General features: G+C 34.1%; 32 protein-coding genes. 11 read left to right on the top strand and 21 right to left on the bottom strand.

Features of this window, described 5'->3' with window-relative positions:
* The first annotated feature begins 110 nt into the window (after positions 1-110).
* From ACQY56_RS03805 to ACQY56_RS03830, 6 genes are all read left to right on the top strand, one after another.
* A complete protein-coding gene (locus ACQY56_RS03805; protein WP_428738845.1) occupies positions 111-872 on the top strand; it encodes an MBL fold metallo-hydrolase in 762 nt (253 codons plus the stop codon).
* Positions 860-1,243 (top strand): thioredoxin family protein, encoded by a 384-nt coding sequence (locus ACQY56_RS03810; protein WP_428738844.1) that lies wholly within the window; start codon positions 860-862, stop codon positions 1,241-1,243. The genes ACQY56_RS03805 and ACQY56_RS03810 overlap by 13 nt, the downstream gene beginning before the upstream one ends.
* Positions 1,240-1,674, top strand: coding sequence for a DsrE family protein (locus ACQY56_RS03815; protein ID WP_428738843.1), 435 nt, complete (start codon positions 1,240-1,242; stop codon positions 1,672-1,674). Before ACQY56_RS03810 ends, ACQY56_RS03815 begins: the two co-directional genes overlap by 4 nt.
* Before the next feature lie 118 nt (positions 1,675-1,792).
* Positions 1,793-2,185: a hypothetical protein gene (locus ACQY56_RS03820; RefSeq protein ID WP_428738842.1), complete on the top strand. Its 393-nt coding sequence runs from the start codon at positions 1,793-1,795 to the stop codon at positions 2,183-2,185.
* Positions 2,182-2,439, top strand: coding sequence for a nucleotidyl transferase AbiEii/AbiGii toxin family protein (locus ACQY56_RS03825; RefSeq protein WP_428738841.1), 258 nt, complete (start codon positions 2,182-2,184; stop codon positions 2,437-2,439). Before ACQY56_RS03820 ends, ACQY56_RS03825 begins: the two co-directional genes overlap by 4 nt.
* Before the next feature lie 67 nt (positions 2,440-2,506).
* Positions 2,507-2,686, top strand: coding sequence for a hypothetical protein (locus ACQY56_RS03830; protein ID WP_428738840.1), 180 nt, complete (start codon positions 2,507-2,509; stop codon positions 2,684-2,686).
* Between the two features lie 80 nt (positions 2,687-2,766).
* Here ACQY56_RS03830 and ACQY56_RS03835 read toward each other — a convergent pair whose 3' ends face one another.
* On the bottom strand, positions 2,767-3,603 hold the full coding sequence (locus tag ACQY56_RS03835) for a DUF2971 domain-containing protein (RefSeq protein ID WP_428738839.1): 837 nt from the start codon (positions 3,601-3,603) through the stop codon (positions 2,767-2,769).
* Between the two features lie 315 nt (positions 3,604-3,918).
* Between ACQY56_RS03835 and ACQY56_RS03840 the strand changes: the two genes are divergently transcribed.
* Together ACQY56_RS03840 and ACQY56_RS03845 are read left to right on the top strand one after the other, a co-directional pair.
* The gene (locus ACQY56_RS03840; protein WP_428738838.1) at positions 3,919-4,836 is read left to right on the top strand and encodes a DUF302 domain-containing protein; all 918 of its coding nucleotides are present in this window, start codon (positions 3,919-3,921) and stop codon (positions 4,834-4,836) included.
* Positions 4,837-4,846: 10 nt separating this feature from the next.
* Positions 4,847-5,311 carry a DsrE family protein gene (locus ACQY56_RS03845; protein ID WP_428738837.1) on the top strand — a complete coding sequence of 155 codons (465 nt, stop codon included), beginning with the start codon at positions 4,847-4,849 and terminating at the stop codon, positions 5,309-5,311.
* Here ACQY56_RS03845 and ACQY56_RS03850 read toward each other — a convergent pair.
* The 19 genes from ACQY56_RS03850 to ACQY56_RS03940 form a co-directional block, all read right to left on the bottom strand.
* Complete coding sequence (locus ACQY56_RS03850) at positions 5,298-6,038, bottom strand: SDR family NAD(P)-dependent oxidoreductase (RefSeq protein WP_428738836.1); 741 nt, start codon at positions 6,036-6,038, stop codon at positions 5,298-5,300. The genes ACQY56_RS03845 and ACQY56_RS03850 overlap by 14 nt on opposite strands.
* Before the next feature lie 14 nt (positions 6,039-6,052).
* Positions 6,053-7,315: a homoserine dehydrogenase gene (locus ACQY56_RS03855; RefSeq protein ID WP_428738835.1), complete on the bottom strand. Its 1,263-nt coding sequence runs from the start codon at positions 7,313-7,315 to the stop codon at positions 6,053-6,055.
* Position 7,316: 1 nt separating this feature from the next.
* Positions 7,317-8,543, bottom strand: coding sequence for an LL-diaminopimelate aminotransferase (locus ACQY56_RS03860; protein ID WP_428738834.1), 1,227 nt, complete (start codon positions 8,541-8,543; stop codon positions 7,317-7,319).
* A gap of 53 nt (positions 8,544-8,596) precedes the next feature.
* Positions 8,597-9,439 carry a hypothetical protein gene (locus ACQY56_RS03865; RefSeq protein WP_428738833.1) on the bottom strand — a complete coding sequence of 281 codons (843 nt, stop codon included), beginning with the start codon at positions 9,437-9,439 and terminating at the stop codon, positions 8,597-8,599.
* A complete protein-coding gene (locus tag ACQY56_RS03870; protein ID WP_428738832.1) occupies positions 9,433-10,230 on the bottom strand; it encodes a hypothetical protein in 798 nt (265 codons plus the stop codon). The genes ACQY56_RS03865 and ACQY56_RS03870 overlap by 7 nt, the downstream gene beginning before the upstream one ends.
* Positions 10,223-10,906 (bottom strand): 23S rRNA (guanosine(2251)-2'-O)-methyltransferase RlmB, encoded by a 684-nt coding sequence (rlmB, locus tag ACQY56_RS03875; protein ID WP_428738831.1) that lies wholly within the window; start codon positions 10,904-10,906, stop codon positions 10,223-10,225. The genes ACQY56_RS03870 and rlmB overlap by 8 nt, the downstream gene beginning before the upstream one ends.
* 49 nt (positions 10,907-10,955) lie before the next feature.
* Entirely contained in the window at positions 10,956-11,783 is an 828-nt protein-coding gene (gene rsmI, locus ACQY56_RS03880; RefSeq protein WP_428738830.1) for a 16S rRNA (cytidine(1402)-2'-O)-methyltransferase, read from the bottom strand.
* A 13-nt stretch (positions 11,784-11,796) separates the two neighbouring features.
* Complete coding sequence (gene rpmE / locus ACQY56_RS03885; RefSeq protein WP_428738829.1) at positions 11,797-11,997, bottom strand: 50S ribosomal protein L31; 201 nt, start codon at positions 11,995-11,997, stop codon at positions 11,797-11,799.
* Positions 11,998-12,101: 104 nt separating this feature from the next.
* Positions 12,102-12,773 carry a 16S rRNA (uracil(1498)-N(3))-methyltransferase gene (locus tag ACQY56_RS03890; RefSeq protein WP_428738828.1) on the bottom strand — a complete coding sequence of 224 codons (672 nt, stop codon included), beginning with the start codon at positions 12,771-12,773 and terminating at the stop codon, positions 12,102-12,104.
* Positions 12,770-13,186 (bottom strand): hypothetical protein, encoded by a 417-nt coding sequence (locus ACQY56_RS03895; protein WP_428738827.1) that lies wholly within the window; start codon positions 13,184-13,186, stop codon positions 12,770-12,772. The genes ACQY56_RS03890 and ACQY56_RS03895 overlap by 4 nt, the downstream gene beginning before the upstream one ends.
* Before the next feature lie 10 nt (positions 13,187-13,196).
* Positions 13,197-13,778, bottom strand: a complete 582-nt coding sequence (locus ACQY56_RS03900) for a 6-pyruvoyl trahydropterin synthase family protein (protein ID WP_428738826.1) — start codon at positions 13,776-13,778, stop codon at positions 13,197-13,199.
* Positions 13,778-14,536: a 7-carboxy-7-deazaguanine synthase QueE gene (locus tag ACQY56_RS03905; protein WP_428738825.1), complete on the bottom strand. Its 759-nt coding sequence runs from the start codon at positions 14,534-14,536 to the stop codon at positions 13,778-13,780. Before ACQY56_RS03905 ends, ACQY56_RS03900 begins: the two co-directional genes overlap by 1 nt.
* Positions 14,533-15,498 carry a GTP 3',8-cyclase MoaA gene (moaA, locus tag ACQY56_RS03910; RefSeq protein ID WP_428738824.1) on the bottom strand — a complete coding sequence of 322 codons (966 nt, stop codon included), beginning with the start codon at positions 15,496-15,498 and terminating at the stop codon, positions 14,533-14,535. The genes ACQY56_RS03905 and moaA overlap by 4 nt, the downstream gene beginning before the upstream one ends.
* A complete protein-coding gene (locus tag ACQY56_RS03915; protein WP_428738823.1) occupies positions 15,499-15,987 on the bottom strand; it encodes an RDD family protein in 489 nt (162 codons plus the stop codon).
* A 179-nt stretch (positions 15,988-16,166) separates the two neighbouring features.
* Complete coding sequence (locus ACQY56_RS03920) at positions 16,167-17,108, bottom strand: c-type cytochrome (protein WP_428738822.1); 942 nt, start codon at positions 17,106-17,108, stop codon at positions 16,167-16,169.
* Between the two features lie 9 nt (positions 17,109-17,117).
* Positions 17,118-18,332, bottom strand: a complete 1,215-nt coding sequence (locus tag ACQY56_RS03925) for a cytochrome b (protein ID WP_428738821.1) — start codon at positions 18,330-18,332, stop codon at positions 17,118-17,120.
* A 14-nt stretch (positions 18,333-18,346) separates the two neighbouring features.
* Positions 18,347-18,874: a ubiquinol-cytochrome c reductase iron-sulfur subunit gene (petA, locus tag ACQY56_RS03930; protein ID WP_428738855.1), complete on the bottom strand. Its 528-nt coding sequence runs from the start codon at positions 18,872-18,874 to the stop codon at positions 18,347-18,349.
* 58 nt (positions 18,875-18,932) lie between these two features.
* Positions 18,933-19,727: a hypothetical protein gene (locus ACQY56_RS03935; protein WP_428738820.1), complete on the bottom strand. Its 795-nt coding sequence runs from the start codon at positions 19,725-19,727 to the stop codon at positions 18,933-18,935.
* 37 nt (positions 19,728-19,764) lie between these two features.
* On the bottom strand, positions 19,765-20,649 hold the full coding sequence (locus ACQY56_RS03940) for an AraC family transcriptional regulator (protein ID WP_428738819.1): 885 nt from the start codon (positions 20,647-20,649) through the stop codon (positions 19,765-19,767).
* Positions 20,650-20,779: 130 nt separating this feature from the next.
* Between ACQY56_RS03940 and ACQY56_RS03945 the strand changes: the two genes are divergently transcribed.
* The 3 genes from ACQY56_RS03945 to ACQY56_RS03955 all read left to right on the top strand — a co-directional run bounded on the left by ACQY56_RS03945 (position 20,780) and on the right by ACQY56_RS03955 (position 24,577).
* A complete protein-coding gene (locus tag ACQY56_RS03945) occupies positions 20,780-22,231 on the top strand; it encodes an acetyl-CoA carboxylase biotin carboxylase subunit (protein WP_428738818.1) in 1,452 nt (483 codons plus the stop codon).
* A 70-nt stretch (positions 22,232-22,301) separates the two neighbouring features.
* Complete coding sequence (locus ACQY56_RS03950; protein ID WP_428738817.1) at positions 22,302-23,465, top strand: YjgN family protein; 1,164 nt, start codon at positions 22,302-22,304, stop codon at positions 23,463-23,465.
* 2 nt (positions 23,466-23,467) lie between these two features.
* Positions 23,468-24,577 (top strand): M48 family metallopeptidase, encoded by a 1,110-nt coding sequence (locus ACQY56_RS03955; RefSeq protein WP_428738816.1) that lies wholly within the window; start codon positions 23,468-23,470, stop codon positions 24,575-24,577.
* Here the strand turns inward: ACQY56_RS03955 and ACQY56_RS03960 are convergent.
* Complete coding sequence (locus tag ACQY56_RS03960) at positions 24,511-25,077, bottom strand: YqiA/YcfP family alpha/beta fold hydrolase (protein ID WP_428738815.1); 567 nt, start codon at positions 25,075-25,077, stop codon at positions 24,511-24,513. The two genes, ACQY56_RS03955 and ACQY56_RS03960, sit on opposite strands and share 67 nt — an antisense overlap.
* Positions 25,078-25,092: the final 15 nt, after the last annotated feature.

Genomic DNA, 25,092 nt, shown 5'->3' on the forward strand with positions numbered 1-25,092 from the left:
TCACATCTCTCCTTGCTTTCGAATACAAACTTCAAGTCACAAAAGTAAGTGATTCAATTCACTGCTTTTTTGGCGAGCCACAGGCAATCAATACACACAACAACGGTAACATGGTAAACTCATGTTTCGTTGATATGGGGGATAGCTATTTAGTCATTGATAGCGGTCCAACATACAACTATGCAAAAGAAGCATACTCTCTTATGAAAACTATCAAAAATCAACCAATTGCGTATGTTGTAAATACTCATGCACATGATGACCATTGGCTGGGAAATAGTTACTATAAACAACTAGGAATTGATATTATTGGCTCTGTAAAGTTTAAAAATGAGGTCAAAGTTGAACAAACACGTATGCAAAAAAATGTTACAAAACAAGCATATGAGCATACTACACAAGAGTTTCCAAATATCTTTATAGAGGATAAAAAAACAATTTCTATCAATGACCAAGAGATAAATTTCTCTCGTGTACACGATAAAGCTCACTCAAGCAGTGATCTTTTAGTTTACATCCCATCCAAGTCGACTTTATTTATGGGCGACTTAGTATTTAATGATCGCATTCCATCCTTACGTGATGGCAATATAAATCGTTGGATTGAAGAGCTTGAAAAAGCAAAAAGTGGAAAATACACTTTTATCATAGGTGGTCATGGTTCTATGGTCAATCAACACTCCATAGATATTACTTTGGCTTACTTAGTAGAGTTAAGAGACGAACTTAGAAATGCTCTTGATGAGGGTTTAGATATAGAAGATGCCATCAACTCTATCACAATGGATAAGTTTAAAAATATCGCTATGTATGATGTACTTCATAGACAAAATGTTGAAACAGCTTATAGGACTTTAGAATGGGAACAATAACAAAAGCAGTGCTCTTGTCTATCTGTTTGACTCACTCTATTTATGCACTCGAATGGGTAAGTTATGAGGATGCACTTCAAATTCAAAAACAAACAAAAAAGCCCATCATGATTGACGTTGTACGAACTTTGTGCCACTATTGTAATGATATGAATGACAATGTGTTTGAAAATGAAGCGATGGCTACATGGTTGGAGGAGCGTTTTATCCCTGTAAAAATAAACCTTGATTTTAACTCTATGCCAATAGATCAAGAAGTAAGCTTTACCCCAACCTTTTTCTTTTTGGATACGCAAGGTAAAATTATAAAAAAAATCCCAGGTTCTTGGAATATTCAAGATTTTAAAGACCTCACAAGGAACATCAAATGATACGAGCTTTAATATTAGTTATTTTATTTAACCTTATGAGTTTTGCAGACACAGTCTATGCAGAACCAAAACCATCTATGTTTGAGCCTCGAAAGATTGTTTTTTCAATTAATAGTGCCGATCATGAAGTGATCAACCATGTTCTTAGTTCGGCAAACAATGTTTTAAAATACTATGGACCTGAAAAAGTAAATATGAAAATCGTTGCTTATTATCATGGTATTGAAGCTCTACTTAAAAAAAATGACGATATTGCAGTACGCATAGATGCACTACAACAATATGGTGTAGAGTTTGTAGCTTGTGAAAATACAATGCATACAAAACATATCAAAAAAGAAGAGCTTATTGATGATGTAGAGGTAGTAACTGCTGGTATCGTGGAGATAACTGAGCGTGTTAAAGAGGGCTGGATATATATCGTTCCATAATCCGTTTTAAATTACATCAATACACCTTGAAACTCTTTCATATATAGTTTGTTCCAAAACCTTGCATTTGCTAATTTTATCCGAATATCGCATAATTACAAAAAAAGGGGGAGTAGTTATGAAAACTAAAGATATATCTGAACTATTTGGTATTGCTCCATCAACTTTGTCAGACTGGAGTAAAGAAGGTAACAAAAAACATACTCTTGCAAAGTTATTAAAAAATATGAGTATGGATGATGTTAAAGAGATATTGTCAAAGGAACCAAAATCTAAATCAAAGCCAGTAATGCTTTTATCAACTGTGAACTGCTCTATTGGAAATAAGCAGAAGCACTTTACACTTACTGGATTAAAGAATCTGTTTTACAAAAAAGAACCATTAAATGTGTATGATAAATATGCACTTAAAACTATAAAAAATGAGGCACTTGAAAAAGAGTTAGAAGACTTTACGAACTACTATAGAATATCTCCAAAAAGAGTTGAAACTGTGTTGGCATCACTATGAAAAATATAGAGTTTATACAAGAACATTATTCTGAGCAGATATATGCACTTAATTGTTTTATAGAGGATGCTTACAGTTTTTTACCAAACCAAGATTACTCGACAATTCGTTTTGGTGGAGGAACAGCACTAGCTATATACTATTTTCAACATAGGCTTAGTTTTGATATTGATCTGTTTGTAACTGATGTGCAAATATTAAACTATCTTAGTCCAAAGCATTATTGTCAAAAAAATTGTTTACAGACGTCATGATAATCTTACAAGAGATATTATCGATATTGCGATAGCTATAAAACAAAAAGAGAATATTTTAATAAAGATGCTCGAAACTGGTTTAATCAATAAGCAAGATTTATCAGAACTAAAAAACTCTTTGGAACATTTGGATCAAAAAACTTTTGAAGAAGAGATAGAGATTGTAGCTCCTTTTGAGAACTATATGGATGACGCTAAAAATGCACCAGAGATTATTAAGTGTGAGTGTATCAACTTATTATAGATTCGACACTCTGCTCCAAAAAGAACTATTTTTGAAAAGTACGTCAATCTTCTGACTCAAATTTAAAATTACGTGCTTTTTCATTCTATAATAATTTTATAGTTATTGTAGTGAGACCGAGCCTTTTTAATTTGACATTGATGATTGGGAATGTTTTGTTCAAGGATTTCTTGTACTTCGTTCTGAAAACCCTCACTCGAATTCATGCCGAAGATGATCTCACGTATACTCTCTGGATTAAATTTCATTAAACCTAAAGTATCATTATTGTTGGTCTGTTCAAAGGTTGTAAACATTCTCCATTCTTCTTCATAAGCCCAATGTTGACTTTTCGTTAGAGCAACACTCATGGCCTGTTTATTCATATCTGGTTCAGACTGTTGAACATCTTTAAAATTTGTTACATGGATAGATTTAATTTCTTCTTGATATTGTACTGGAAAACAATCTGACACATTATTCTGAATAAACATATCGTCTATCTCAAAACCGATTACCATACCACGATGCTCGTCAGTATAATGACTCCACATTAATAAATTTGATGGATTCTTCGTTAATGACAAAACACCAATTTTAGTACTAATATCATTTTTTATGTTAGTAACTATTTCTTCCCAAGCTGCGAATTTCTGAAATATAGAATCATCATAGTGTGCAATCATAAGAGTTCTTAATTCACTTGTTGCCATATTGTTAACAATATCCTTTAACAAATCGGGAGAATGATTTATTATACTAGCACGAAGCATATTTTCATGTTTTTCAAGCATAAAATCAATTACCACCTCTGACGGTGCAGTTACTTTGAAATGAAACTCGAATGGATCATTGAGTTCATTCATAGGTGTAAATCGGATATGATGATTACTTAATATATTTATTCTATTAACAGGAACATATTTATAAAAAATCATTGAATCACCTAGTATCTATATATTTTGCTTTATTTTATGTCGTATTATTGCATAAATTTTAAGATCTTTTTTTTCTTCCGCTCCTTTAATCCAACATATTGGTTCACAATTAAATGATTTGGCTACACTGAGTAGGATATAGGGATGTTCTAAAACTTCTTACTTTTGGAACGTAAAGTACTCAAGTGAGCTTTTCATGTTCCATAAAGTGTTCAAAAAATTAAAAGTTTAGAAATAAAAATAAGAGTTTATAGTTTTACATAAATTTTACACTCACTTGTTACACTTGCTCTTAAAATATGACAAGGATAAACAATGAAAAAAATAATTCTCTTACTGCTGAGCATATGTATGACACTTTTAGCACAGGGCGATCTACACCTCTTTAGTGTAGCAAATAAAGATGGAACTATCACTCCTAAGCAAATTGAAGATAGTTTTGCAAAAAATGGTTTTAGCGTAACGCTTAATAATGATATGACAAAACCTTTTAAAATTCAGTTTCAAAAGAGTGACTACAAAGTTTTTAATCTTATGACTGTATACGAGCCAAAACTAGCAGATAAACTTTTAAGAGTTTCTTCAAAAGCTGGTGTGTTCATCCCTATGGGTGTAGGGATTTATCAAGGCAATGATGATGAAAATTTACATGTAAGTATTTTAACATCTGATGCCCAGGCAAAAATCATCGGTATCGAGAACAATGACTTACTCAAAGAGCTAGAAAAAAAAGCGATAAAAAGTATCAAAGAAGCACTTCCAAATGCTCAACAAACTTTAAGTGAAGATTCTTTAAAAGAGAGTCGTGATCTTGTAACGTTGTATGAGTATGAACTTGATGATGCAGATGATTATGATGATGCTAAAGAGGAGATCAAAATGAGCTTAGAGAGTAACTTCGCTCCAAAAGGTTTTGTGCTTCCTGCTACACTTGATTATGAGATGGGTGTATTAGATGAAAATGCTGAGAGTCCATTTGATTTTTATGAGTCTTACTCTATTTGCAAACTTCCTGTAATATATACAGTAGCAAAAACACGTCCAGAAGCAGCTGCATTTGCTCCTTGTACAACAGTTCTTTACAAAGAAAAAGGTTCAGATAAAATTGTTATGGGATTTCCAGCTGTATACAACTGGTTAAGCAGTGCCCATGTCACTGACGATGCAGCTCATAAAGAGCTTATGAAAGCACAGAGTGATTTTGAGCAAATCTTAAAAAACATTACAGAATAAAGGCTCTTGTATGAAAAAACTTTTTTTACTACTTACATTATTTACATCTCTTATCGCTGGAGAGAGTGTAAAAAAAGTTGTATTTGATCTAACAACTGGCGATCCAGCAGTATTTGAAAAAAAAGTTCTCTCTGGTATAGTGCGTCAAAAAGTATACTATGAAGGAAAACTTCAAGAGCTAAAAGTAGCTGTAGTAATTCATGGAAATGCTTATAAATTCTTTGTAAAAAATTTACAAAACACAGAATATAAAGTTGATAAAGTTCTACTTGAAAAACATGATGAATACATGAAACGACTTAACACTTTAGCAGATACTTATGAAGTTGCCATCTATATGTGTGATGTTGGTCGTGCGAAACATAAACTTGATTCTCAAGATCTTTATGATTTTGTTGAAATAGTTCCAAACTCTACTATAGGATTGATTGAAAAACAGAATGAGGGTTATGCTTATGTCCCTATCGATCGCTAAATCTGTTTACCACCTTTTGTACAAAAAAGTTTGGAAGTAGACTTAGTAATCGTATAAAAAGATAAAATCTGCGAGGAAAGGGGTAAAAAGCTTTCTCTTTTTCTATCGCACTTTTTATCAGCCTGACACCCTCTTTGGTCTCAAGTAAAAACGGCATCTTAAACTCATTTTTATCTGTAAGTTCACTTTTTATAAATCCTGGTAAAATATTTATCACTTTTATTCCATATGGTGTATATTTATACCGTAATCCCTCAGCATACGCATTTAAAGCTCTTTTGGATGAAGAATATACTTTTGAGCTTGGCATAGAAAACAAAGATGCTAAAGAAGAGATAAAGGCTATTTTTCCACTTTTTTGAGCAGTAAAAATAGGTAGTAAAACTTCTAAGATAGCATGATTTGCCAAAACATTCACATCATACAAATTTTTAAACTCTTCAATAGTTGGGGTTTGTGAATAAGAATGCCCTAAAGAGATTCCAGCATTTAAAATAACCATATCTAAACTCTCTATTACTCGTAATTTTTCTTGCAAGTCTTTAAACTGTGTAACATCTGCAATTATCAATTTTATATCTTTACAAAGTGATTGGAGTTCTTTTTGAAGTTGTTGAAGTTTTTCTTCTCTACGAGCTAAGAGGATAAGTTCATTCTCACTTGAGGCATACTGACGAGCCAGTTCAGCACCAAGACCTGAACTTGCCCCCGTAATTAAAATTTTCATTTTAAAAGTCTATATTAGACTATTCTTATCATTACAGGTTTGGCATTTACAAACTCTTGTGATGCCAAATCTTGTATCATAGCTTGAACATCTTTTTCAATTGCTGTATGTGTCGAGAATAATAAATTTGCAGAATCATTTTCCGCTTGACGTTGTAACATTGTTTTGATAGAGATATTATGCTCTTCAAATAGTTTCGTTACTTTTGCAAGTACCCCAGCTTTATCATTTACATTAATACGCAGATAATATCTTGATTCTATATTTTCACTTGATTTTAGTGTAAGTGCTTTGCCTTCCATCGGACGATCAAAACCAAGCATAGGTTTCGACTTTCCGCTTCTTGCAATATCTATGATATTTGCCACAACCGCAGAAGCTGTAGCATCTCCACCAGCTCCAGGTCCATAGTAAAGTGTCTCACCAACTTTGTCACCCACTACTGAAATACCATTCATAACACCATCAATTTTTGCGATCATTGCATCTGTTTTGATTAAACACGCATGGACACGAAGCTCAACTTCAGAACCAGTTTTTTTTGCAATACCAAGTAGTTTGATTGCGTATCCAAACTCTTTTGCAAAAGAGATATCATCTTGTGTAACATTCTCAATACCTTCGATCAAGATATCTTCTGGTTTTGCATCAATCCCATACGCAATAGAAGCAAGGATGAGTAGTTTATGTGCTGCGTCATATCCACCCACATCAAATGTAGGATCAGCTTCTGCATAACCTAAATCTTGCGCTTCTTTGAGGATAACATCATAATCAACACCCTCATTTGTCATCTTTGTCATCATATAGTTACAAGTACCATTCATAATACCCATAATCGATTCTATATGATTCGCAGATAAACCATCACGAAGTGCATTAATGATAGGAATTCCACCTGCTACACTTGCTTCATATTCAAATGCAAGATCACCTGCTATCTCTTGAAGTTCATACCTATGATACGCTAAAAGTGCTTTGTTTGCAGTTACAACTGCTTTACCAGATTTAAGCGCACGTTGTACAACTTCATAAGGCTCTTCAACTCCACCCATAAGCTCTACAACAATATCGATCTCATCGTCATTTAAAATATCATCCACATTGTCAGTTAAAATGATGTCTAAACCTCTATCTTTTGCAAGATTTTTTACAACACCACTTTTAACGACAATCTCATGACCTGAACGAGCAGTAATAACGTCCGCATTATCTTTTAATATATTGACAACACTAGTGCCTACTGTCCCTACTCCGATGATCCCTACTTTTATCATATTAGTTATTGTCCTTACACCCATCAAATTGCTTTAAAAAATCTTTGATGTTTCTTGCTGCTTGACGGATACGGTTATCGTTTTCAATTAGAGCAATACGTACATATCCCTCACCATACTCACCAAAGCCAATCCCCGGAGCTACTGCTACACCTGCTTCAACAAGCAGACGTTTTGAGAACTCTAACGAGCCTAGATGCGCTGCACAATCAGGGATTTTTGCCCAACTAAACATACTTGCTTCATTTTTCTCTATATGCCATCCAGCACGTTCAAATGCTTCAATCAACACCTCTTGACGATGGTTATACTTGTCGGTGATATCTTGTACACATTGTTGATCACCATTGAGTGCAATAGTAGCTGCAACTTGAATAGGTGTAAACATACCATAATCTAACCAAGACTTAATCTTTTGAAGTGCACCAATCAGTTTTTTGTTTCCAACAAAGAAACCAACACGCCATCCAGCCATATTGTACGATTTACTTAATGTAAATGATTCAACTGCTACATCTTTAGCACCTGGTACACTCATAATCGATGGTGTTTTGTATCCATCAAAAGTTATATCACCGTAAGCAATATCTGAGATAACATAAAAACGCTTCTCTTTTGCCATCGCTACAAGTCTCTCATAAAACTCTGGGGTTACTGTAGCTGTAGTTGGGTTATGTGGAAAGTTTACTAAAACAAACTTCGGTTTTGGTGAGCTCTCTTTAAATACTTTTTCCAAATTTTCAAAAAATTTATCTTCATTGAGACGATATTTTTCATCAAATTCAATCCCAAATTTGATAACATTTCCACCTGCTAAGATAAAAGAGTATTCGTGTATCGGATACGTTGGATCAGGAACTACTGCAACATCACCTGGATTCATAACTGCATACGTTAAGTGAGCGTAGCCCTCTTTGGATCCCATAGTAGCCACACATTCAGTTTGTGGATCAAGCTTACAATCATAACGTCTCTCATACCAGTCCGCTATCGCTTGTAATAATTTTGGAATACCTTTTGAAGTAGAATAGCCGTGAGTCTTAGTTTTTTGGGCCGACTCGATCAGCTTTTCACGAATATGTTCAGGAGTATCACCGTCTGGGTTTCCCATAGAAAAGTCTATTACGTCTTTTCCAGCACGGCGCTCTGCCATTTTGATCTCGTTTACCTCAGCAAACACATACTTAGGAAGTCTTTCAACTCTGTTAAAATGAAACTCGTCAAACATTTATTTTGCCCTATTAAAAATATAGACGATATTTTAGCAAAATATGTTTAGAATTATCTTGAGCCCTCAGGGTGAAATATCAACTTATCTTTAATGTTTTTGAGTGTATAAAGGTCTGAAATTTTCATATAAGCACTATTTTTTGGTATTTCTAATTCTATAACTTTGTGTATATTCTCTTTTTTAATCACTTTTAAAAGATGTAAAGAACTGTCATAATAGGAGATATATGGATACCAATGATTTCTCTTACTACTTCGGATTGTCACTCTTTTTATTTGAGATACATCTAACCAATGTTCATATAAAGATCGATTTAGAACAAACTTTTTGCCATCTTGTAATTGTGTAACATTGAGTTTAGCATTTGAAATATCTATAAGATATGACCACTCTTTTTCATCATTTCTCTGAATATCTACAATCTCACACGATTTTTTCTTTAACTCTTCTTGTAGTATAAGGGGATCAGTTGCGTACTCCGATGTTAAATTAATACTCCAAACAAATTCTGATGCATCCCTAGTCGAAGCTATAGTTACATATTTATAGTATCCAAGTGTGCTTAAGGTATCACTCATGATTTTTACAAAAAAGATAGGTGAACCATTTGTTCTAAAGTTCAAACGTATCTCTTGTGGAGATTTAAAAAATAGATCGAGTAAGCCATTTTCTTGAAGTGTTTTAATAACTTTTACAGAATCGATATGGTCATCTTTATAAAAAGCTGTTTTTGGATCAAAAATCGTATTAATAAATTCTCTGTTTTCTTCATATGTATCTGCAGACACAAAACTTTGAATTTTTAGCGTTAAAATATCTTCATTTGTGTCAAGCAGTTCCTCAGCATGTAAAGAAAAAACAACCAATAAAATAAAAAGAATTTTTTTTACCATGCATATCCTCGATTAAGTCTTTTGAACTCTAATAAAGATATCTTTTTCAACTCACCATCTTTATATAAAAACTTCAATCCCTCTTGTGTTGTATAGTTATACTCTTTTCCACTTACTTCAAAGTCAACATATCCATGTCCTAGTGTAATAAGCCAGTCTTTATTTGGATCGAGAGTAAACTCTTTAGAGAAAATCGTCTGTCTTTTTTTATTTGTTTCAAGTTCTATGTAACCTATCCACAATTTTTTCTTTGTTTTGATCACAAAAGATTTTTCAACTACCTCTTCTTGAACTAAAGGTTGTTCTTCTACAATATCAGTTGCATTTATCTCTGAAGAGTTTGTCTCTACCACCTCTGTGGAGTTTGTTTCATTAACCTCTTCAACAACTTTTTCTTTTACTTTTTGAATGATTTCATTCTCTGTTACAACTGGTTTTTCTGAGCTTTTTGACTCGCCATAAAAACTAAATAAAACGACTAAAAAAATCACTACAGAGATAATAATATAAATACCATTTCTATTTGTTTTTGGTTTCGTTTGGATAAAGATGCTCTCGTCTTCTTCCTCTTGCTCATGGTCATCAAAATAGTTGATCCCTTTAAGTTTCACAGAGTTTAAATCAAGTCCATATTCACGCTCTAAAATAGATACAAAACCAATAAATTGAACCTTATTTAAACCATCATAACTTTCATGTAAAATAGCTTGGACATGTCTTGTTGGGATATGTGTTCTTTCATAAATTTTTTGAGTCCCTATGACTCTTAATTTTTCTAAACCCTCATTCATATCTCATCCTATCCATTAAAATAGCACCTGCTACACTTACATTGAGTGAATCAAAACCGTGTGACATAGAGATGCTGACAACATTATCAAGCTTTGAAGAAACTCTATTACTAAGTCCTTCACCTTCACTCCCAAGTACCAAAACTCTTTTTTTACTTATCTTGGCATTACGAATATCAACTCCACCCATATCTGCACCATATGTTTGAAATCCTGACATTTTCAAGTCATTTAAAACGTTATGGATGTTTTGCTCAATAGCAAACGGCATATCAAAAAGTGCCCCTGTACTTGTTCGTAAAATTGGTTCAATTGGAAGCTGTTTCACTCCACACGCTACTATTGCATCAACACCAAGTGCATATGCACTTCTAATGATAGAGCCTATGTTGCCTATATCGGTTAGTCCTGCTAAAACAACTATAAAATCTTTGTCTAAAAAAGTTTTAAAATCATGCAATTGATAATCTTGAACCTCTGCCAAAAAACCTTGATGGTTAGCATTCTTACTCATCTTGACAGCAGCTTCATTTGGTATACGTTTTATCTCAAAACCAAACTTCATCAATCGCGAATACTCTTTTTTATCAAGCTCACGTGCTAAATAAAGTGTTTTTATTTTGTGCGGATGATTCTCAATAAAATAGTATATAGGTTGTTTTGCATAAATTAACATGGGGACATTTTAGCAAAAATTTTTTAATTACTGTTAATTTTTAAGCTGACTAATCAATCTCTTTTAAATCCGTTAACCTTTTATAACAAGCTTTAGTATTTTCTCCCGAAATTTTAGAAATTAGCTTTGCTTGTACCTTAGTTGGAATCTCCAACTCTAGGATATCTTTTGGGGTAATTGCAGAAGAGTTTTGTTTCTCACCTGCACGAATAACTACAACCCATTCCCCTTTAAAATTTCCAGAGAGTTTTTTCAAAATTTCACTTGCAGTTCCACGTAGATATGTCTGAAATTTTTTTGTAAGTTCTTTTGCTATGAAAATCTCTCTTGTTGGTTCACTTTTTTCTATCTCGTGTAATAGTTTTTCTATCCTGTGAGGTGATTCATAAAGGATAGTTGTATAACCATTATGAAGTGCTTCATTAAGTCCAGCTTCACGTGAACTCCCTTTGTGATCTAAAAAGCCAACAAAGAGCATTTGCGTCTCTACAAATCCACTTGCTACAAAAGCAGTTAAAACTGCATTTGCTCCTGGAAGTACATCGTACTCTATTGTGTTTTTTAAACAATAATCTATTAATACTTGTCCAGGATCACTAATGCCAGGCATTCCAGCATCACTCACATACACAACATTTTGCTCAAATATAGAAGGCTCTAATTTTTCAACAAAAGATTGTTCATTGTGGGAGTGTAGTGATATAAACTCTTGAGTTGTTTTAAACTCAGTGTTATAACGCTCTTTTAAAATGTGGATTAGTTTTTTAGTAACGCGAGTATCTTCGCAAAGAAGTGTATCGGCTTCGCTTAGAGCTTCGATAGCTCTAAGTGATATATCGCCTATATTCCCTATTGGAGTTGGGACTAATGTAAGCAAGAGAGTATCTTGATTATTTTTTACCGTAACGTGCGTTAAATTTCTCGATACGTCCAGCAGTATCTACATTACGCTCAGAACCTGTGAAAAATGGGTGGCACTCATTACAGATGTCAATTCTCATCTCATCTTTTTGAGATTTTGTAACAAAACTGTTACCACATGCACAAGTAACTGTACAATCAACTAAAACTGGGTGAAGATCTTTTTTCATTATTTTACCTTTTGCACCTCGTCGAAGTACGAAGTGCGATATATTTTTAAATCCGTATGGGGGCAGATTTTTAGAAATGGGATTATACCAAAAAACTTTATAAATTACAATAGTATTTTTGAAGCCACAGCTAAAGCTGCACTCTCAGAGCGAAGAACTAGCGGAGTATTTAGTCGAAAAACTTCCAAGCTTTCAAGATAGCTCTTTTCTTCATTAGAAAAACCACCCTCGCAGCCTATAAGAATTGTAGAAAACTCTGCTTTATCTTCTAAGATATTTTCACAAAAATCAAACACTTTAGTCTCTGGATGTTTTTGCACAAACTCTTTAATGTTTTTTGCAGTCTCAAACTCCATAAAAGTTGTTCTTCCACACTGTTGATTTGAAGCTTCTAAAATTCTCTCATATCGTTTGAAATCTGATTTAAAATTTTTTTGACTTCGATCACAATAGATAAAAGTGATCTTTGCAACACCTATCTCATTTAAACTTGGTAACACTTTTTCAACCGACTTTGGATCGATCACACACCAGCCAATATGAAGTTCCTGTTTTGCTTTTTGCTCATTTACTTCTTCTGAGACAAGTGCAACCTCTAAAACTCGAGGATCGACTGAGACTATTTTATAAGTGTAGAGCATTTTGGGGGTTTCTTTTCGTCTCATAAAAAGAGTATCTCCCTCTTTATGACGACGAACTTTTACGAGGTACTTATGTAACTCCCCTTTAATAGTAAAATGCTCTTGTGAAGCACTTTGTTCATAGATAAATATCATGCAACAAACCACATCCAAATAGAGATAGCAATAATAATAAGAAGTTCAAAGTATATGATTTTTGAAGCAAATTGTTTATAAAGCATAAAATCTAGTGGTTTATCATCATCAACATGTTTTAGGGCTTTTGATCGCCTTACCTCTTTAACAACCAGTATAACTGCTATCACAATCATTACAATATTTTCTAATGTAAAATCAAGGTGCTTTGTAGCCATCATTAAAGTACCTGTAAATATAGCAGCAGCTATTAACATAGAGTTGAGAGGAAGTATGACTATAGAGCGTAATCTTTTATACTTTTGAGAGAACTGTGTTCGTTTTAAGGCAATAAGATTCCAAATTAATGCTAAAACTAATGCAATAATACCTAGTGAGTGAATAGTAACACCCATTGCATACATCTGTTCCATAAAACCTCTCTTACACCGACTCTGGATTTATAAACATTGTACCATTTTTTAGTTTTTCAAAAAGTTTATTATCTGCAAACTTTTCTATAACTTCTTTGGAAAATACAATGTCTTGGAGTTTTATTTCACCCATTTGTATATTGTAAGCATCTTCTCTAAAGGCCTGAGCGTAGCCTGTATCTGTTTCATGAACAATAATACTATGCAGTTTTACCTCTTTTTCTCCATTGATACCTTTTGTTTGTTTTAAAAGAGTGTCAATAAGTAAAAAGATAACACGTGCAAACTGTTCAGCTGATGGAGAAACAGGCAACTCTACCCAACGAGAAGAGTGTTTTTTCATGTCAGAAATATACTCTGCACTATCTCCATTCCAAAGGGTGATTGCATGATCGAAAGATTCAATAAGGTCTTTGATATTTTGCTTCATCAAACCAAAATCATAAACCATCTGCCCGTTATCTAAAAAGTTCGATTCAAATAAAATTTCAACTTTGTATGAGTGCCCATGCACAGAAGATCGGCATTTCACACTTGAGCATCCACGAACAATATGAGCATTTTCAAATTTGAATAGTTTACGAATTATCATTATACCCCTTTGTTCTCATCCCAAATTCTAATATGCAACCTATCACTAAAATTATAACCTTTATTTTTACAGTACTCAATTAAGGGCAAGGTATTTTTCTCTACATCTGCTTTATTTCCACCCAATGGCATACAATACACCGCTGTTTTTGGTGAGTGAATTATAATCTGCTCTATCTCTTCATCAAGTGCAGCCGTGATCGAATCTTCATCGATCGAGAACTTAAAAAAAGCATCTTTTGCATTAGACGCTAGGGAATTGATAATATCCCCTTTTACTCTTTTTGAAACGCTCTCACCTGAATTTTCAAGCTTAACAGAGAGTGCAAATACACACTCTTTATATACTGGGTATTTTTCAAAATCAACATCTATCGTTGCATTTGTTTCAAAAGTTATGCGGTGATTGTTTTTTGTGAGTGTCTCTAAAAAAGTTATAAACAAAGGATCTTTTGCATAAATAAGTGGCTCACCACCAGTGAGTACTACATCTAGCTCCTCAGGAAACTCATAAAGTTCAAAAACTTTTAACAGTTGCTCCACTTGCGTTATCTCGATCCAAGAGTGGGCAAAATGCTCTTTATTTACTGCATAAACAGTGTCACATCCAATTACTTTAGCTCCATTTTGCGCTTCTTCCACACAGCCAAAACCTTCACACTTTAGATTGCATCCACCAAAACGAAAAAACAAACTAGGCGTACCTACATAACGCCCTTCGCCTTGTATAGAGTAAAAGTGTTCAACTAAGTAAATCATCCGCCAGTCTCATAAAAAGCACGTGTGGAAACTTCATCATCTTCTCCACCCCAACGATTTTTCTCAGGTTTGTTTTTCACAACTTCTTTAAGAACTAATGCTGCACCTTTAATATCGCCACGTTTTACAAACTCAGCAATACTCATTGCTTCATCAAAGTATAAACACGGGATAAGATGACCCTCTGCTGTTAAACGGATACGATTACACTGCTTACAAAAATCATCTTCATACGGCTCAATAATCCCAAACTCATATCCATTTTCTAATATATAATAGTGTGATGGTGAATGTCCATCAAAGCCTTCATCTTTAAAACTATACTTTTGAGCGATAATACTTAAAAGTTCGTCCGATTTTAACCCCTCAATCTTCTCATCTGCATGTCTGTTTTCCATATACTCAATAAAGCGGATAGTCATGCCACGTTCTTTACAGTATTCTAGTAAATCTATAATTTCATCGGAGTTGATCCCCTTCATAGGAACCATATTTACTTTTACTTTAAGACCAACTCTAAGTGCCTCTTCAACACCCTCTAAAACAGTCGCTAAGACATCTTTTTGAGCGATCTTTTGCGCTACTTCTGGTTTAAGTGAATCTATACTTACATTAAGACGTTGTAGTCCTGCATCTTTTAATTTTTGTGCACACCCTTTAAGTAAATAAGCATTTGTTGTCATTGCAAGGTCTACATCTGGCTTGTAGTCGTAAATCATCTTAATAAATTGATTTAGATCAGCACGAAGTAGTGGCTCACCACCAGTAATGCGAATCTTTTTTACCCCCTCATCCATAGCCACTTTTAAAAATTCAAACATCTCCTCAAATGAGAGTAAATTCTCTTTTGGTACCCATGAAAACGGTTTTTCTGGCATACAGTAGTTGCATCTAAAATTACATCTCTCCGTAACTGATACACGGATATAATCAACTACTCTATCATAGCTATCTACGAGCATTTATGTTCCTAACTGATTTGTATTTTCTTTTACTTGGATCTCTATCGTACCACACACTATATCATGCAGTGCTTTTTTATCTTTTCTATAAAAAGGGGTTAATAGTCCCAAAAGAATTGTAGTAGAGACTAAAAACATTATAAATCTACATAATGCTCTAAAAACCGAAATATTTTTCTGTGTTTTATCATCGACAATTTTAATAAGATACGCTTTTTTCCCTGGAGTTTGCCCAAATTTTGCAACCAATACAGCGTAAATCAAACCATAAATAGATACTGCTAAAAAAGGTGCCAACTGAGAAGATTGAAACTCATCTTTTGAGCCCATAACTACATATGCAATAAAGTATAAGATAGGTGTATAGATCATAAACATATCTACTATAAATGCTTTTACCCTATCTGGGTATGTTGCGTAGTTTATTGTTTTTGTATTTTCTGTTTTGTTTTCGATCTTTTTTTGTTTTTTTAGTTCTCTAAATCTCATGCGCGCATTATAGCAAAATGAAACTTGTAAGTTGTAAATAAGTTGTGAAATATTTAAAAGGGATAAATTGTATAAATGGTAGTTATCAAAGGAAGTGATTTCTTGCCCGAATGGGCAAAGCTTCAGTCGCTACAGCGGCGTAAGCGAAGCAAAGTGAATTACTTCACTTTGCGGACTATCTAATGAAGGTCTCTCCAAACAGCTTTTTTCCAAAGGATAGCAAATACTGCGAAGATAATGATAAAGATCATTACATTTTTACCAACTTCAGCTCTCTCAGTACGTTTAGCATCACCAGAATCTTCAAGATACTCGATCACTTTTTCCATTGCGTGTTCGTTAACACCAACACGTGGCATTGCAGTACCTTTTAGGTAGTTTTGTGGATTTTCTACAAATGTTTCAATGTAGTGAGCACCACGTGAACGAATGTAAATACTTAAATCTGGTGGAAGTTTACCCATATACGCTTTTAGGCTATCTTGGTAATCAAGTACATCAGCTTTGTATTTTAACTCGTCTTGCTCTTTTTTGAATACTGGTTTTTGACCAAGTTGTGTCCAAGAAGCATAATGGTTAGCATGACATCTACCACAAGCTAATTCAAAAGCTTGCTCAGATGTTAACTCTTCTTTTTTCACTGCAACAGATTGTAAGTAAGCAACCATATCTGCTACTTCTTGCTCTAAATCACCACCAGCACCATAAAATGCTACCATTGGGTGCATTTGACCTTTTTCAGCGTCAAATTTATGCTCAACCATTAAAGCGTGAGCAGGATTTTGGATAAGTGCTGCTAAGAATTTTGCATCATATACAGCACCAGCATTTGAAAGATCAGGTGGATTTACACCATAACTTTGTGCAGCAGTTACAGGATCCATTGGAGCTGGCATACCAGCTACTTCCATAGAGTGACAACCAAGACAAGCTCCAGCACCCATTACTAACTCTTGACCACGAGTCACATCACCTTGTTTAGTTACTTCAGGTAAATCTTTATATTCAAAACCTTCACTCTCTACATGTTTGTGCATTTGCGAGTGAGCGAATGGCTCAACTAAGTAGTAAGTTACAAGAGTAAAGAATACTACAACTACTAATATTTTAAGTTCTTTCATCATATTCTCCTATAACACTTTTTCTTTTTTAGTGATGATTGGTAGTAATATCCAAAGTACGATAAACGTAATTGCTGCTACTAAACCAATAGTACTAAAAATACCTTCAGGTGGTAATTTACCCATTGCAGTAAGTATAATCATATCTATTAGTAATACCCAGAACCAAATATTAAACGCACCTCTACGACTTGCTGGAACAGTATTTGGACTTCTATCTAAGAATGGTAATAACATGAAAATAACTTGAGCAAAACCAAATGCAACTAAACCTGGATCAGTTGGGAACGGACGTAAAATTTCATACGACCATAAGAAATACCACTCAGGATAGATGTGAGCTGGAGTCTTAAGACCATCAGCAGGGTCAAAGTTTACTGGGTCCATTGCAAAGTCATAATGGAAGAACACTAGGTAAAAGAAGAAGATTAAGTAGATGCCTACAACCATCATATCTTTTGACATAAAGTCGTTAGCAAAAGCAATAACTTTTGAACCAGCTTTGTCACCAGCTTTATATTTTGCAGCTTCAGCTTCAAAATCGATCTCTTCACCATCTTGGTTATTTACGTGAGGGATACGAAGTGCAGCAAAATGAAGACCGATAAGACCTAAAATAGCCAACGGTAATAAAAGTACATGTAACATGAAGAAACGGTTTAAGAATGCTTGTGCAGGTACATAATCCCCACGAATCCACTCAACTAAACCATCAGCGTGTAATGATCCACCAGCAAATAAGTTAGTGATAACCATACCAGCCCAGTAAGACATTTGTCCCCATGGAAGCATGTAACCCGAGAAAGCCTCTGCTGAGAAAGTTACGAACAATAACATACCAGAGATCCAGATCATCTCACGTCCCTTTTTATATGAACCGTAGTAGATACCTGTAAACATGTGAATGTAAATAATCAAGAAAACTACCGATGCAGCTACACCGTGAATATGTCTCCATAACCATCCAAACTCAACCTCAGTCATAATTGTGTAGTTAACACTATCAAATGCAGTAGCTACATTTGGTTGATAATACATAAGTAAGAAAATTCCAGATACTAAAAGTAACCCAAAAGTTACTGCAAGGATCATCCCCATTGCCCATAAAAAGTTAATATTTTTTGGGATCCAATATTCTGTAGCCATTACACGACGAACAGTATCAACAGCTAAACGTTGATTCATCCAATCGCGAAGACTAGTTGCTTTTGTAAAATGTGCCATTTATCTCCCCTAAATTATAGCGTTACGCCAGTTTCTTTCATCTTTTTATACTCAGGTCCCTCTTCACCAAGTACAAGTTTATTCCCATCTATTTTAAATGGAGGAATGTCAAGTCCACGTGGTGGTGGAGCTTTTGTAACATCACCTGTAAAATCATACATACCACCATGACATGCACAAAGGAAAGATTTTTCATCTGGATCATATCCAGGGATACAACCAAGGTGCGTACATAAACCTAAACACACCATAAAATCCTCACCATTCACTGTAACACTACGTGATTTTTGTTTATCGTCTAACTGTGCAATCATTTCTGGAGTATATTTTAAAACGAAGATTGGCTTACCACGCCATTTTTCAGTTACTAACTCATTGTCTTTATATGCAGACATATCAAGTGTTGTAAAACCAGCTGCTTTTACACTTGGAAGTGGATCCCAACTTTTTTTCATTGCATAAAGAGATGCTACAGCCCCAACGCCTGCAACAGCACCAAATGCTTTCCCCATAAAACCTCTACGGCTACTATCTTTCATTATTCGCTCACTTTTTTGTGAATTTTAAAGCCTTATTATATCCCAAATAAGTTTTAATTATTTATAAAATTAAGTTTTCTTTTAGTAAACGTGAAAAATTGTAGCAGTTTGGAGTAATTTGCTCGTATTTTATCTCATTAATGTGATTTATAAGTGTTAGTAGTGCACTTTTATCATAATTTTTAATAACTGGAATTCCTAATTTTTCAAATTGCTCTTGAAAATCATTCGTGTAATCTTCTCTTTGAAAATATATAGGTTTTCCACCAGATGCCAGTGATTCTAGCACTGCTTGAGGAGAAGCAGTAATCAAAATATTTGTCTGCATAATCATCTCATCATACTCTTCAAATTCATAACAATGTTTAAAAGTTTTTTGGAGTTGTGCTTCATAATCTAAGAAATAATAGTACCCAAGTTGTAAATTTGGGTTCAATTCTTGAATAAAACTTAAATTTTTAACTAAGTCTTTCTCATAGTCATCATCACCAAAAAAGTAAGAAATTGCAACTGATTTTTCTTGTTTTTCAAAATATTTATCTGCTATAACGATCGTATCATTTTCTACTATATAAAGTTTTGAAAAAAAGTTTTTCATATCTTCTAACATTATAGGATTTACTTCTGCACTATCTAAGATAAGTTGATCCCCTTTTTGGGCAATATTGGCAATGTTGCGAACTACATCTATTCCTACGGCTTTATCAATTCCAAAACTTCTTGCTTCTTGTGCTATTCTAAAATCACTACATAATAGTGTAATATCTGCTTCTAAACACTTTAACGCTGCCGCAGCTCTACGAAATCTATCTAAGCCTATTCTATGACCTGTATGTACATAATAGTATGTTTTCATCTCTAATCTTTCTTTTTTGTTATTGAAATACTACACTTTAATATTTGATAGATATATAAAAGTCTAGATCAAAGTTCCCATCTTCAGTAAGATACTTATTTTTTCTATAGAGTGCATATGGTGGCTTTGTTGTTGTTTCATATTCGTTTCTTGGCAACCACTCATGATATACCCACTGAATAAAACGCAATAGATCCCCACAAGCACCCTCTAATGTAAACTTTGCATACACTCCACTTGCAATAGTAAATTTTGGAAGTCTACTATTTTCTAAAGTTTGATCTTTTTTATCAACTACACATGCTACGTACTGACAATCTTCTAAAGATGTAATCGATGGGTTATCATGGTACAAACTTATCTGATCATACTCCTCTAAATTATTTGAGTATATCCACGTTTGAATCTTTTGCCATGCTTGTTTGATCGCATCATTATAGCCTTGATGACGAATATAATACGCTTGTCTCTGGGGCATTTTTACAATAGTTGGCACTAGATCATCAAAGTTATCTATGGTAATAGTTGAGTTTCTAATTTTGAGTGAGTGATCCACAATTTTATTTGAGTACTCTAAGTAACCACCCTTTCTCCAAACTTTCGGTGTCATAGAAAAACGCTCTTTAAATGCCCGTATAAATGAGGTTTGTGAAGAGTATCCACAAGCATTGGCAACTTCAGAGATCGTTGAGTATCTGTTTGTCAATAAAAGATTCGATGCTTTTTGTAGACGTATTGACTTTACAGTTTCGTATATGTTTCGATCAAACACCTCTTTAAAAATTTTATGCATATAAAATTTAGAGATTCCATAGTGTTGTGCTAACTCATCCATATTTATATCGGTATCAATATTTGTGTAGATGTAAAACATTATATCGTTGGTAATTTTTATCTTATGATCTAGTGTATCTCGTTTCATGAGAATTATTTTAACACTAATAAGTAATTTTTAGAACAAAAATAGATAATTTTTGAGACAAAATAAGTGAAGAATTGTAACTTTTGAAAAATTATAATGATGCTGTTATTTTTCTATTGGAGAAAAAAGAATGAAAACAATTTCCAAAGTTTTGATTGCAAATAGAGGTGAGATTGCCCTACGCATCATCCGTGCATGTAAAGAGCTTGAGATCACAAGTGTAGTTGTGTTCTCAGAGGTTGATGTTGATGGTGTATGGGTAAAAAAAGCAGATGAGTGTTATCCAATCATGGGTAATCCTGTTGAAGCGTACCTAAACTATGAGAGAATTATCTCTATGGCAAAAAAAGCTGATTGTGATGCTATCCATCCAGGGTATGGATTTTTAAGTGAAAGCGCAGAGTTCGCTGAAGCTTGTGAAAACAATGGCATCATTTTTATAGGTCCCAAGGCTGAACATATAAAACTTTTTGGGGATAAAATGGCTTCTAAGGTTGCTATGAAAGAGATCGGCGTTCCAGTGCTAGAGGGAACCGATACGCCTATTACTGATAAAACTGACGGGGAGAAAATTGCTAAAGAGATCGGCTTTCCCGTGATCATTAAAGCTGCTTTTGGTGGTGGTGGTCGTGGCATGAGAATTGTAAAAACTGCCAAAGAATTCTCAAACGCATTTGAATCAGCTACGAACGAAGCGCTAAAATACTTTGGTAAAGGGGACGTATTTATTGAAAAATATGTGCAAAATCCTCGTCATATTGAAGTACAAATAATTGCAGATAAATTTGGGAATGTACTTCACTTGGGCGAGCGTGACTGTTCAATTCAACGCCGCCACCAAAAGGTGATCGAAATAGCACCATCTCCTCGTCTCAATGAGAGTGTAAGAAAAGAACTTTACCGCGTATCGACAAAAGCGATGTTCCGTTTAGGATATGAAAGCGTTGGTACTGTAGAGTTTTTAGTAGATGAATCTGACAATATATACTTTATAGAGATGAATACAAGGGTACAAGTTGAGCACCCTGTCACCGAAGTGATCTCAGGTGTGGACATCATTCAAAGAATGATCGAAATAGCTGAGGGTGACAAACTACAATTTTTGCAAGAGGAGATCAAATTCCGCGGATATGCGATCGAGTTTCGTATAAACGCAGAAAATCCTCAAATGAACTTTATGCCATCAACTGGAACAATAACAAACTACTTAACTCCAGGTGGTCCAGGTGTAAGACTTGACACAAGTGCTTATGATGGTTATGAAGTGCCTTCCAACTATGACTCTATGATCGGAAAACTGATCGTTTGGGCTCTTGACTGGGAAGGTGTTGTAAAAAAAGCTAGACGTGCACTAGATGAGTACAATATTGATGGTTTTGCTACTAATATATCTCTTCACAGAGAGATCGTACGTGATAACGATTTCAAAGCGGGAACTTTTAACACAAGTTACCTCGATAAAAAAATGGAGAGTTTTAATCTTAGTGCGAAATCAACTATAAAAGATGAACAAGAAAGAACTTCTATGCTTGCAAATCTGATCAAAAAGATTAAAGAGCATAAACTAGTTACACGAAGCTAGAATCAATATAAACAAAATTAAATATTTAATATGATACACTCCAATAAAATTCATTTTTATTGGGGGAATGATGAAATCTTTAGAGTTTAAAGGGAGTGGTACAGAGTACTTTAAGATATGGATTGTCAATGCTTTATTAATCATCTTAACACTAGGGTTATACTACCCATGGGCAAAAGTTAGACGCAACAGATATTTTTATGGGAACTCTGTTTTAGGGGAGAGAAACTTTGAGTATCATGCTGTTGGTAAGCAAATATTTTTAAGTTATCTTGTCGCGTTAATTCTATTTATAGCTTATGTTGCAATCAGCCAAGTGTTTCCACCTGCTGGAAGTGTCTTTATGCTCATACTTTTTATTTTTATCCCTTGGATTGTTGTTAAAAGTATGATGTTTAACTTTAAAATGACAAGTTTTTCAAATGTTCGTTTCAGTTTTAACAAAAATTTTTCCGAAGCATATATAAACCTCTTACTCTTACCTATGGCATTTTATGGCATATTTATCATATCAGCAATGATAGCTGGAGGGTTATTTGCACTTCATTATATCCTTGGAATTATAGGAGTTATAGGGGTATTTGCTTTTGTTATTTTCACTTTCGCTTTTTTCAAAAAAAGAAATTCAGAGTTTTTTATAAACAATACTAACTATGGACAAGGAAAGTTTATAGCTAATCTCAATATCAAAGAGTTAAGTAAAATCTCCGCAAAAGTTATGGGTATTGGTTTAGCTTTAATGCTTGTTTTATTCATTATTGCAGGTATTATTGTCTCTGCTACAGTTGGTTTAGAAGCACTTCAAGCGGCAAGTGAAAGTTTAAAAAACCCTGAACAAGGAAGAGAAGGGGCAAGTGTAGTGTTTGCTATGATTGGTGCGCTTTATATCGGAATGATATTTATCATCCTTCTTGTCAATGCTTACTCTTTTGCACTCTACCGTAAATATATCTACGATAATACTCTTTTTGATGAGAAAATTAAATTTGCATCAACACTCAAAGGTTCTACATATATGTGGGTCGTTTTTTCAAACTTCTTTTTAGTACTTTTTACACTAGGCTTTGGTGCACCTTGGGCAAAAGTAAGAGCGGCAAAAGTTGTTTTAACAAATACACATATTGATACTTCGCATGGTTTTGATGAGTATATCTCACAAGCCCAGGCACAAACATCTGCCATTGGAGATCAAATAGGAGATGCTTTTGATGTTGATGTAGGTATAGGTTTTTAAAGTTGCAACTTCAGGGGCATTGGTATGCAAGAGATAGTGCTAAACAACATAGTGCTATCTTACATTTTGACGAGAATGATTATACGCTTATTGTAGAAGATGAAATACGCCATAAAGCACCACTTAGTTCTTTAAAACTGGATGATCGACTTGGCAACATTACGCGCAAAATCATTCTTGAAGATGGCTCTCTTTTTACCTCTGATGCACATGATGAAATAGATAGATTTTTTCATCAACATAAAAAAGCAAATCGATTTTTACATATCTTGGAATCTAAACTCCGCTATGTTCTTCTCTCTTTTGTTTTACTCATTATAAGCGTTTATGTATTTATAGATTTTGGTATCCCTTATTTTAGTAAAAAGATTGCGTTCGCTCTGCCAAATGAGACAAATACAATCTTAACTGAACAATCAATGAAAATTTTAGATAAGCTTCTTTTTAAACCATCAAAAATACCTCTTGATAAACAAGTACATATCGCTCAACATTTTCGTAAAACACTTTTGCCGCTTTTACCAGATAAAGATCAATACCATTACCATTTAAATTTTAGACTTTTAAAAGATGGTAACCTTAGTCTACCAAATGCAATGGCTCTTCCATCTGGTGAGATTGTTTTAACAGATAAATTTGTTGAGCTTTGTGAAAACGATACTGAAATAGATGCAATTCTTTTACATGAGGTTGGGCATGTTATCCATAGAGATTCTCTTCAAATGCTTGTAGAGGGTACTTTTATATCTGTTAGTGTAATGATAGCTCTTGGCGATACAAGCGGCATGGCAGATATGGGAGCTGGTCTAGGCTCTATGCTTGTAAATCTTCAATACTCAAGAGAACATGAAACTAGTGCAGACAACTTTGCATTTCAAACGATGTTAGAGAACAATATTGACCCTATAGCATTTGCTACTATTATGGATAAAATGCAAGTATATATGAAAGAAAACATGGAGCAAAATAGCACTTCAGAGAGTGCTGTGGAGGAGTATATGTCAACCCATCCACTCACACAACAAAGAATAGAGACTGCAAAAAACTATAGCGAATGTTTTAGAAACTCATCTATGGTATCTAAATGTTTTGACACCTCTAAAAATCCATGATCTGATCCATCATGAATAATCATCTGTGAACCTTTCAACTTGGCTACTGCTTCACGATAATCAAGTACTTCATCCCCCGTGGAAACTAAAAGAAAGTAATTGTTTTTATCTTTTATCTTTACACTAAACTTTTTTAAGCTCTCAACTTGTGCCTCACTCCAATGAAATGAGAAATGGTTGTTAAAAAAACTTTGATTTTCTCCAACCATTTTTTTAAGTGTCTCATATGGCTTAATAGAAGGATTTATAAGTACTGTTTTAAGATTATATTTTTGGCTTAAATAGATCGCATAATATCCACCAAGTGATGAACCCATCAACACTATCTCTTCATCTTTACACATCTCTATAATCTCTTCGAGTGTAGAGATTGCCAGTTCAGGGATAAAAGAGAGTGAAGGTGCTAAGAACTTTTCACCTCTATCTTTAAAATGCTCCCTGAAAAGTTTTGCTTTTGCACCTTGCCCACTACTTCCAAAACCGTGAATGTATAAAACCATTGCTTTTCTTTTGAG

The organism is Sulfurimonas sp. (assembly GCF_050296975.1).
GTDB lineage: Bacteria > Campylobacterota > Campylobacteria > Campylobacterales > Sulfurimonadaceae > Sulfurimonas.

Coding starts and splice junctions, on each gene's coding strand:
- ACQY56_RS03935 (WP_428738820.1), bottom strand. CDS start 19,727: ATGAAAACATACTATTATGTACATACAGGTCATAGAATAGGCTTAGAT.
- ACQY56_RS03845 (WP_428738837.1), top strand. CDS start 4,847: ATGAAAAAACTTTTTTTACTACTTACATTATTTACATCTCTTATCGCT.
- rpmE (WP_428738829.1), bottom strand. CDS start 11,997: ATGAAAAAAGATCTTCACCCAGTTTTAGTTGATTGTACAGTTACTTGT.
- ACQY56_RS03840 (WP_428738838.1), top strand. CDS start 3,919: ATGAAAAAAATAATTCTCTTACTGCTGAGCATATGTATGACACTTTTA.
- ACQY56_RS03825 (WP_428738841.1), top strand. CDS start 2,182: ATGAAAAATATAGAGTTTATACAAGAACATTATTCTGAGCAGATATAT.
- ACQY56_RS03810 (WP_428738844.1), top strand. CDS start 860: ATGGGAACAATAACAAAAGCAGTGCTCTTGTCTATCTGTTTGACTCAC.
- ACQY56_RS03855 (WP_428738835.1), bottom strand. CDS start 7,315: ATGATAAAAGTAGGGATCATCGGAGTAGGGACAGTAGGCACTAGTGTT.
- ACQY56_RS03815 (WP_428738843.1), top strand. CDS start 1,240: ATGATACGAGCTTTAATATTAGTTATTTTATTTAACCTTATGAGTTTT.
- ACQY56_RS03820 (WP_428738842.1), top strand. CDS start 1,793: ATGAAAACTAAAGATATATCTGAACTATTTGGTATTGCTCCATCAACT.
- ACQY56_RS03835 (WP_428738839.1), bottom strand. CDS start 3,603: ATGATTTTTTATAAATATGTTCCTGTTAATAGAATAAATATATTAAGT.
- ACQY56_RS03945 (WP_428738818.1), top strand. CDS start 20,780: ATGAAAACAATTTCCAAAGTTTTGATTGCAAATAGAGGTGAGATTGCC.
- ACQY56_RS03870 (WP_428738832.1), bottom strand. CDS start 10,230: ATGAATGAGGGTTTAGAAAAATTAAGAGTCATAGGGACTCAAAAAATT.
- ACQY56_RS03860 (WP_428738834.1), bottom strand. CDS start 8,543: ATGTTTGACGAGTTTCATTTTAACAGAGTTGAAAGACTTCCTAAGTAT.
- moaA (WP_428738824.1), bottom strand. CDS start 15,498: ATGCTCGTAGATAGCTATGATAGAGTAGTTGATTATATCCGTGTATCA.
- ACQY56_RS03890 (WP_428738828.1), bottom strand. CDS start 12,773: ATGATATTTATCTATGAACAAAGTGCTTCACAAGAGCATTTTACTATT.
- ACQY56_RS03850 (WP_428738836.1), bottom strand. CDS start 6,038: ATGAAAATTTTAATTACGGGGGCAAGTTCAGGTCTTGGTGCTGAACTG.
- ACQY56_RS03925 (WP_428738821.1), bottom strand. CDS start 18,332: ATGGCACATTTTACAAAAGCAACTAGTCTTCGCGATTGGATGAATCAA.
- ACQY56_RS03905 (WP_428738825.1), bottom strand. CDS start 14,536: ATGATTTACTTAGTTGAACACTTTTACTCTATACAAGGCGAAGGGCGT.
- ACQY56_RS03950 (WP_428738817.1), top strand. CDS start 22,302: ATGAAATCTTTAGAGTTTAAAGGGAGTGGTACAGAGTACTTTAAGATA.
- ACQY56_RS03940 (WP_428738819.1), bottom strand. CDS start 20,649: ATGAAACGAGATACACTAGATCATAAGATAAAAATTACCAACGATATA.
- ACQY56_RS03895 (WP_428738827.1), bottom strand. CDS start 13,186: ATGGAACAGATGTATGCAATGGGTGTTACTATTCACTCACTAGGTATT.
- rlmB (WP_428738831.1), bottom strand. CDS start 10,906: ATGTTAATTTATGCAAAACAACCTATATACTATTTTATTGAGAATCAT.
- ACQY56_RS03805 (WP_428738845.1), top strand. CDS start 111: ATGGTAAACTCATGTTTCGTTGATATGGGGGATAGCTATTTAGTCATT.
- ACQY56_RS03920 (WP_428738822.1), bottom strand. CDS start 17,108: ATGAAAGAACTTAAAATATTAGTAGTTGTAGTATTCTTTACTCTTGTA.
- ACQY56_RS03960 (WP_428738815.1), bottom strand. CDS start 25,077: ATGGTTTTATACATTCACGGTTTTGGAAGTAGTGGGCAAGGTGCAAAA.
- ACQY56_RS03865 (WP_428738833.1), bottom strand. CDS start 9,439: ATGGTAAAAAAAATTCTTTTTATTTTATTGGTTGTTTTTTCTTTACAT.
- ACQY56_RS03915 (WP_428738823.1), bottom strand. CDS start 15,987: ATGAGATTTAGAGAACTAAAAAAACAAAAAAAGATCGAAAACAAAACA.
- ACQY56_RS03830 (WP_428738840.1), top strand. CDS start 2,507: ATGCTCGAAACTGGTTTAATCAATAAGCAAGATTTATCAGAACTAAAA.
- ACQY56_RS03900 (WP_428738826.1), bottom strand. CDS start 13,778: ATGATAATTCGTAAACTATTCAAATTTGAAAATGCTCATATTGTTCGT.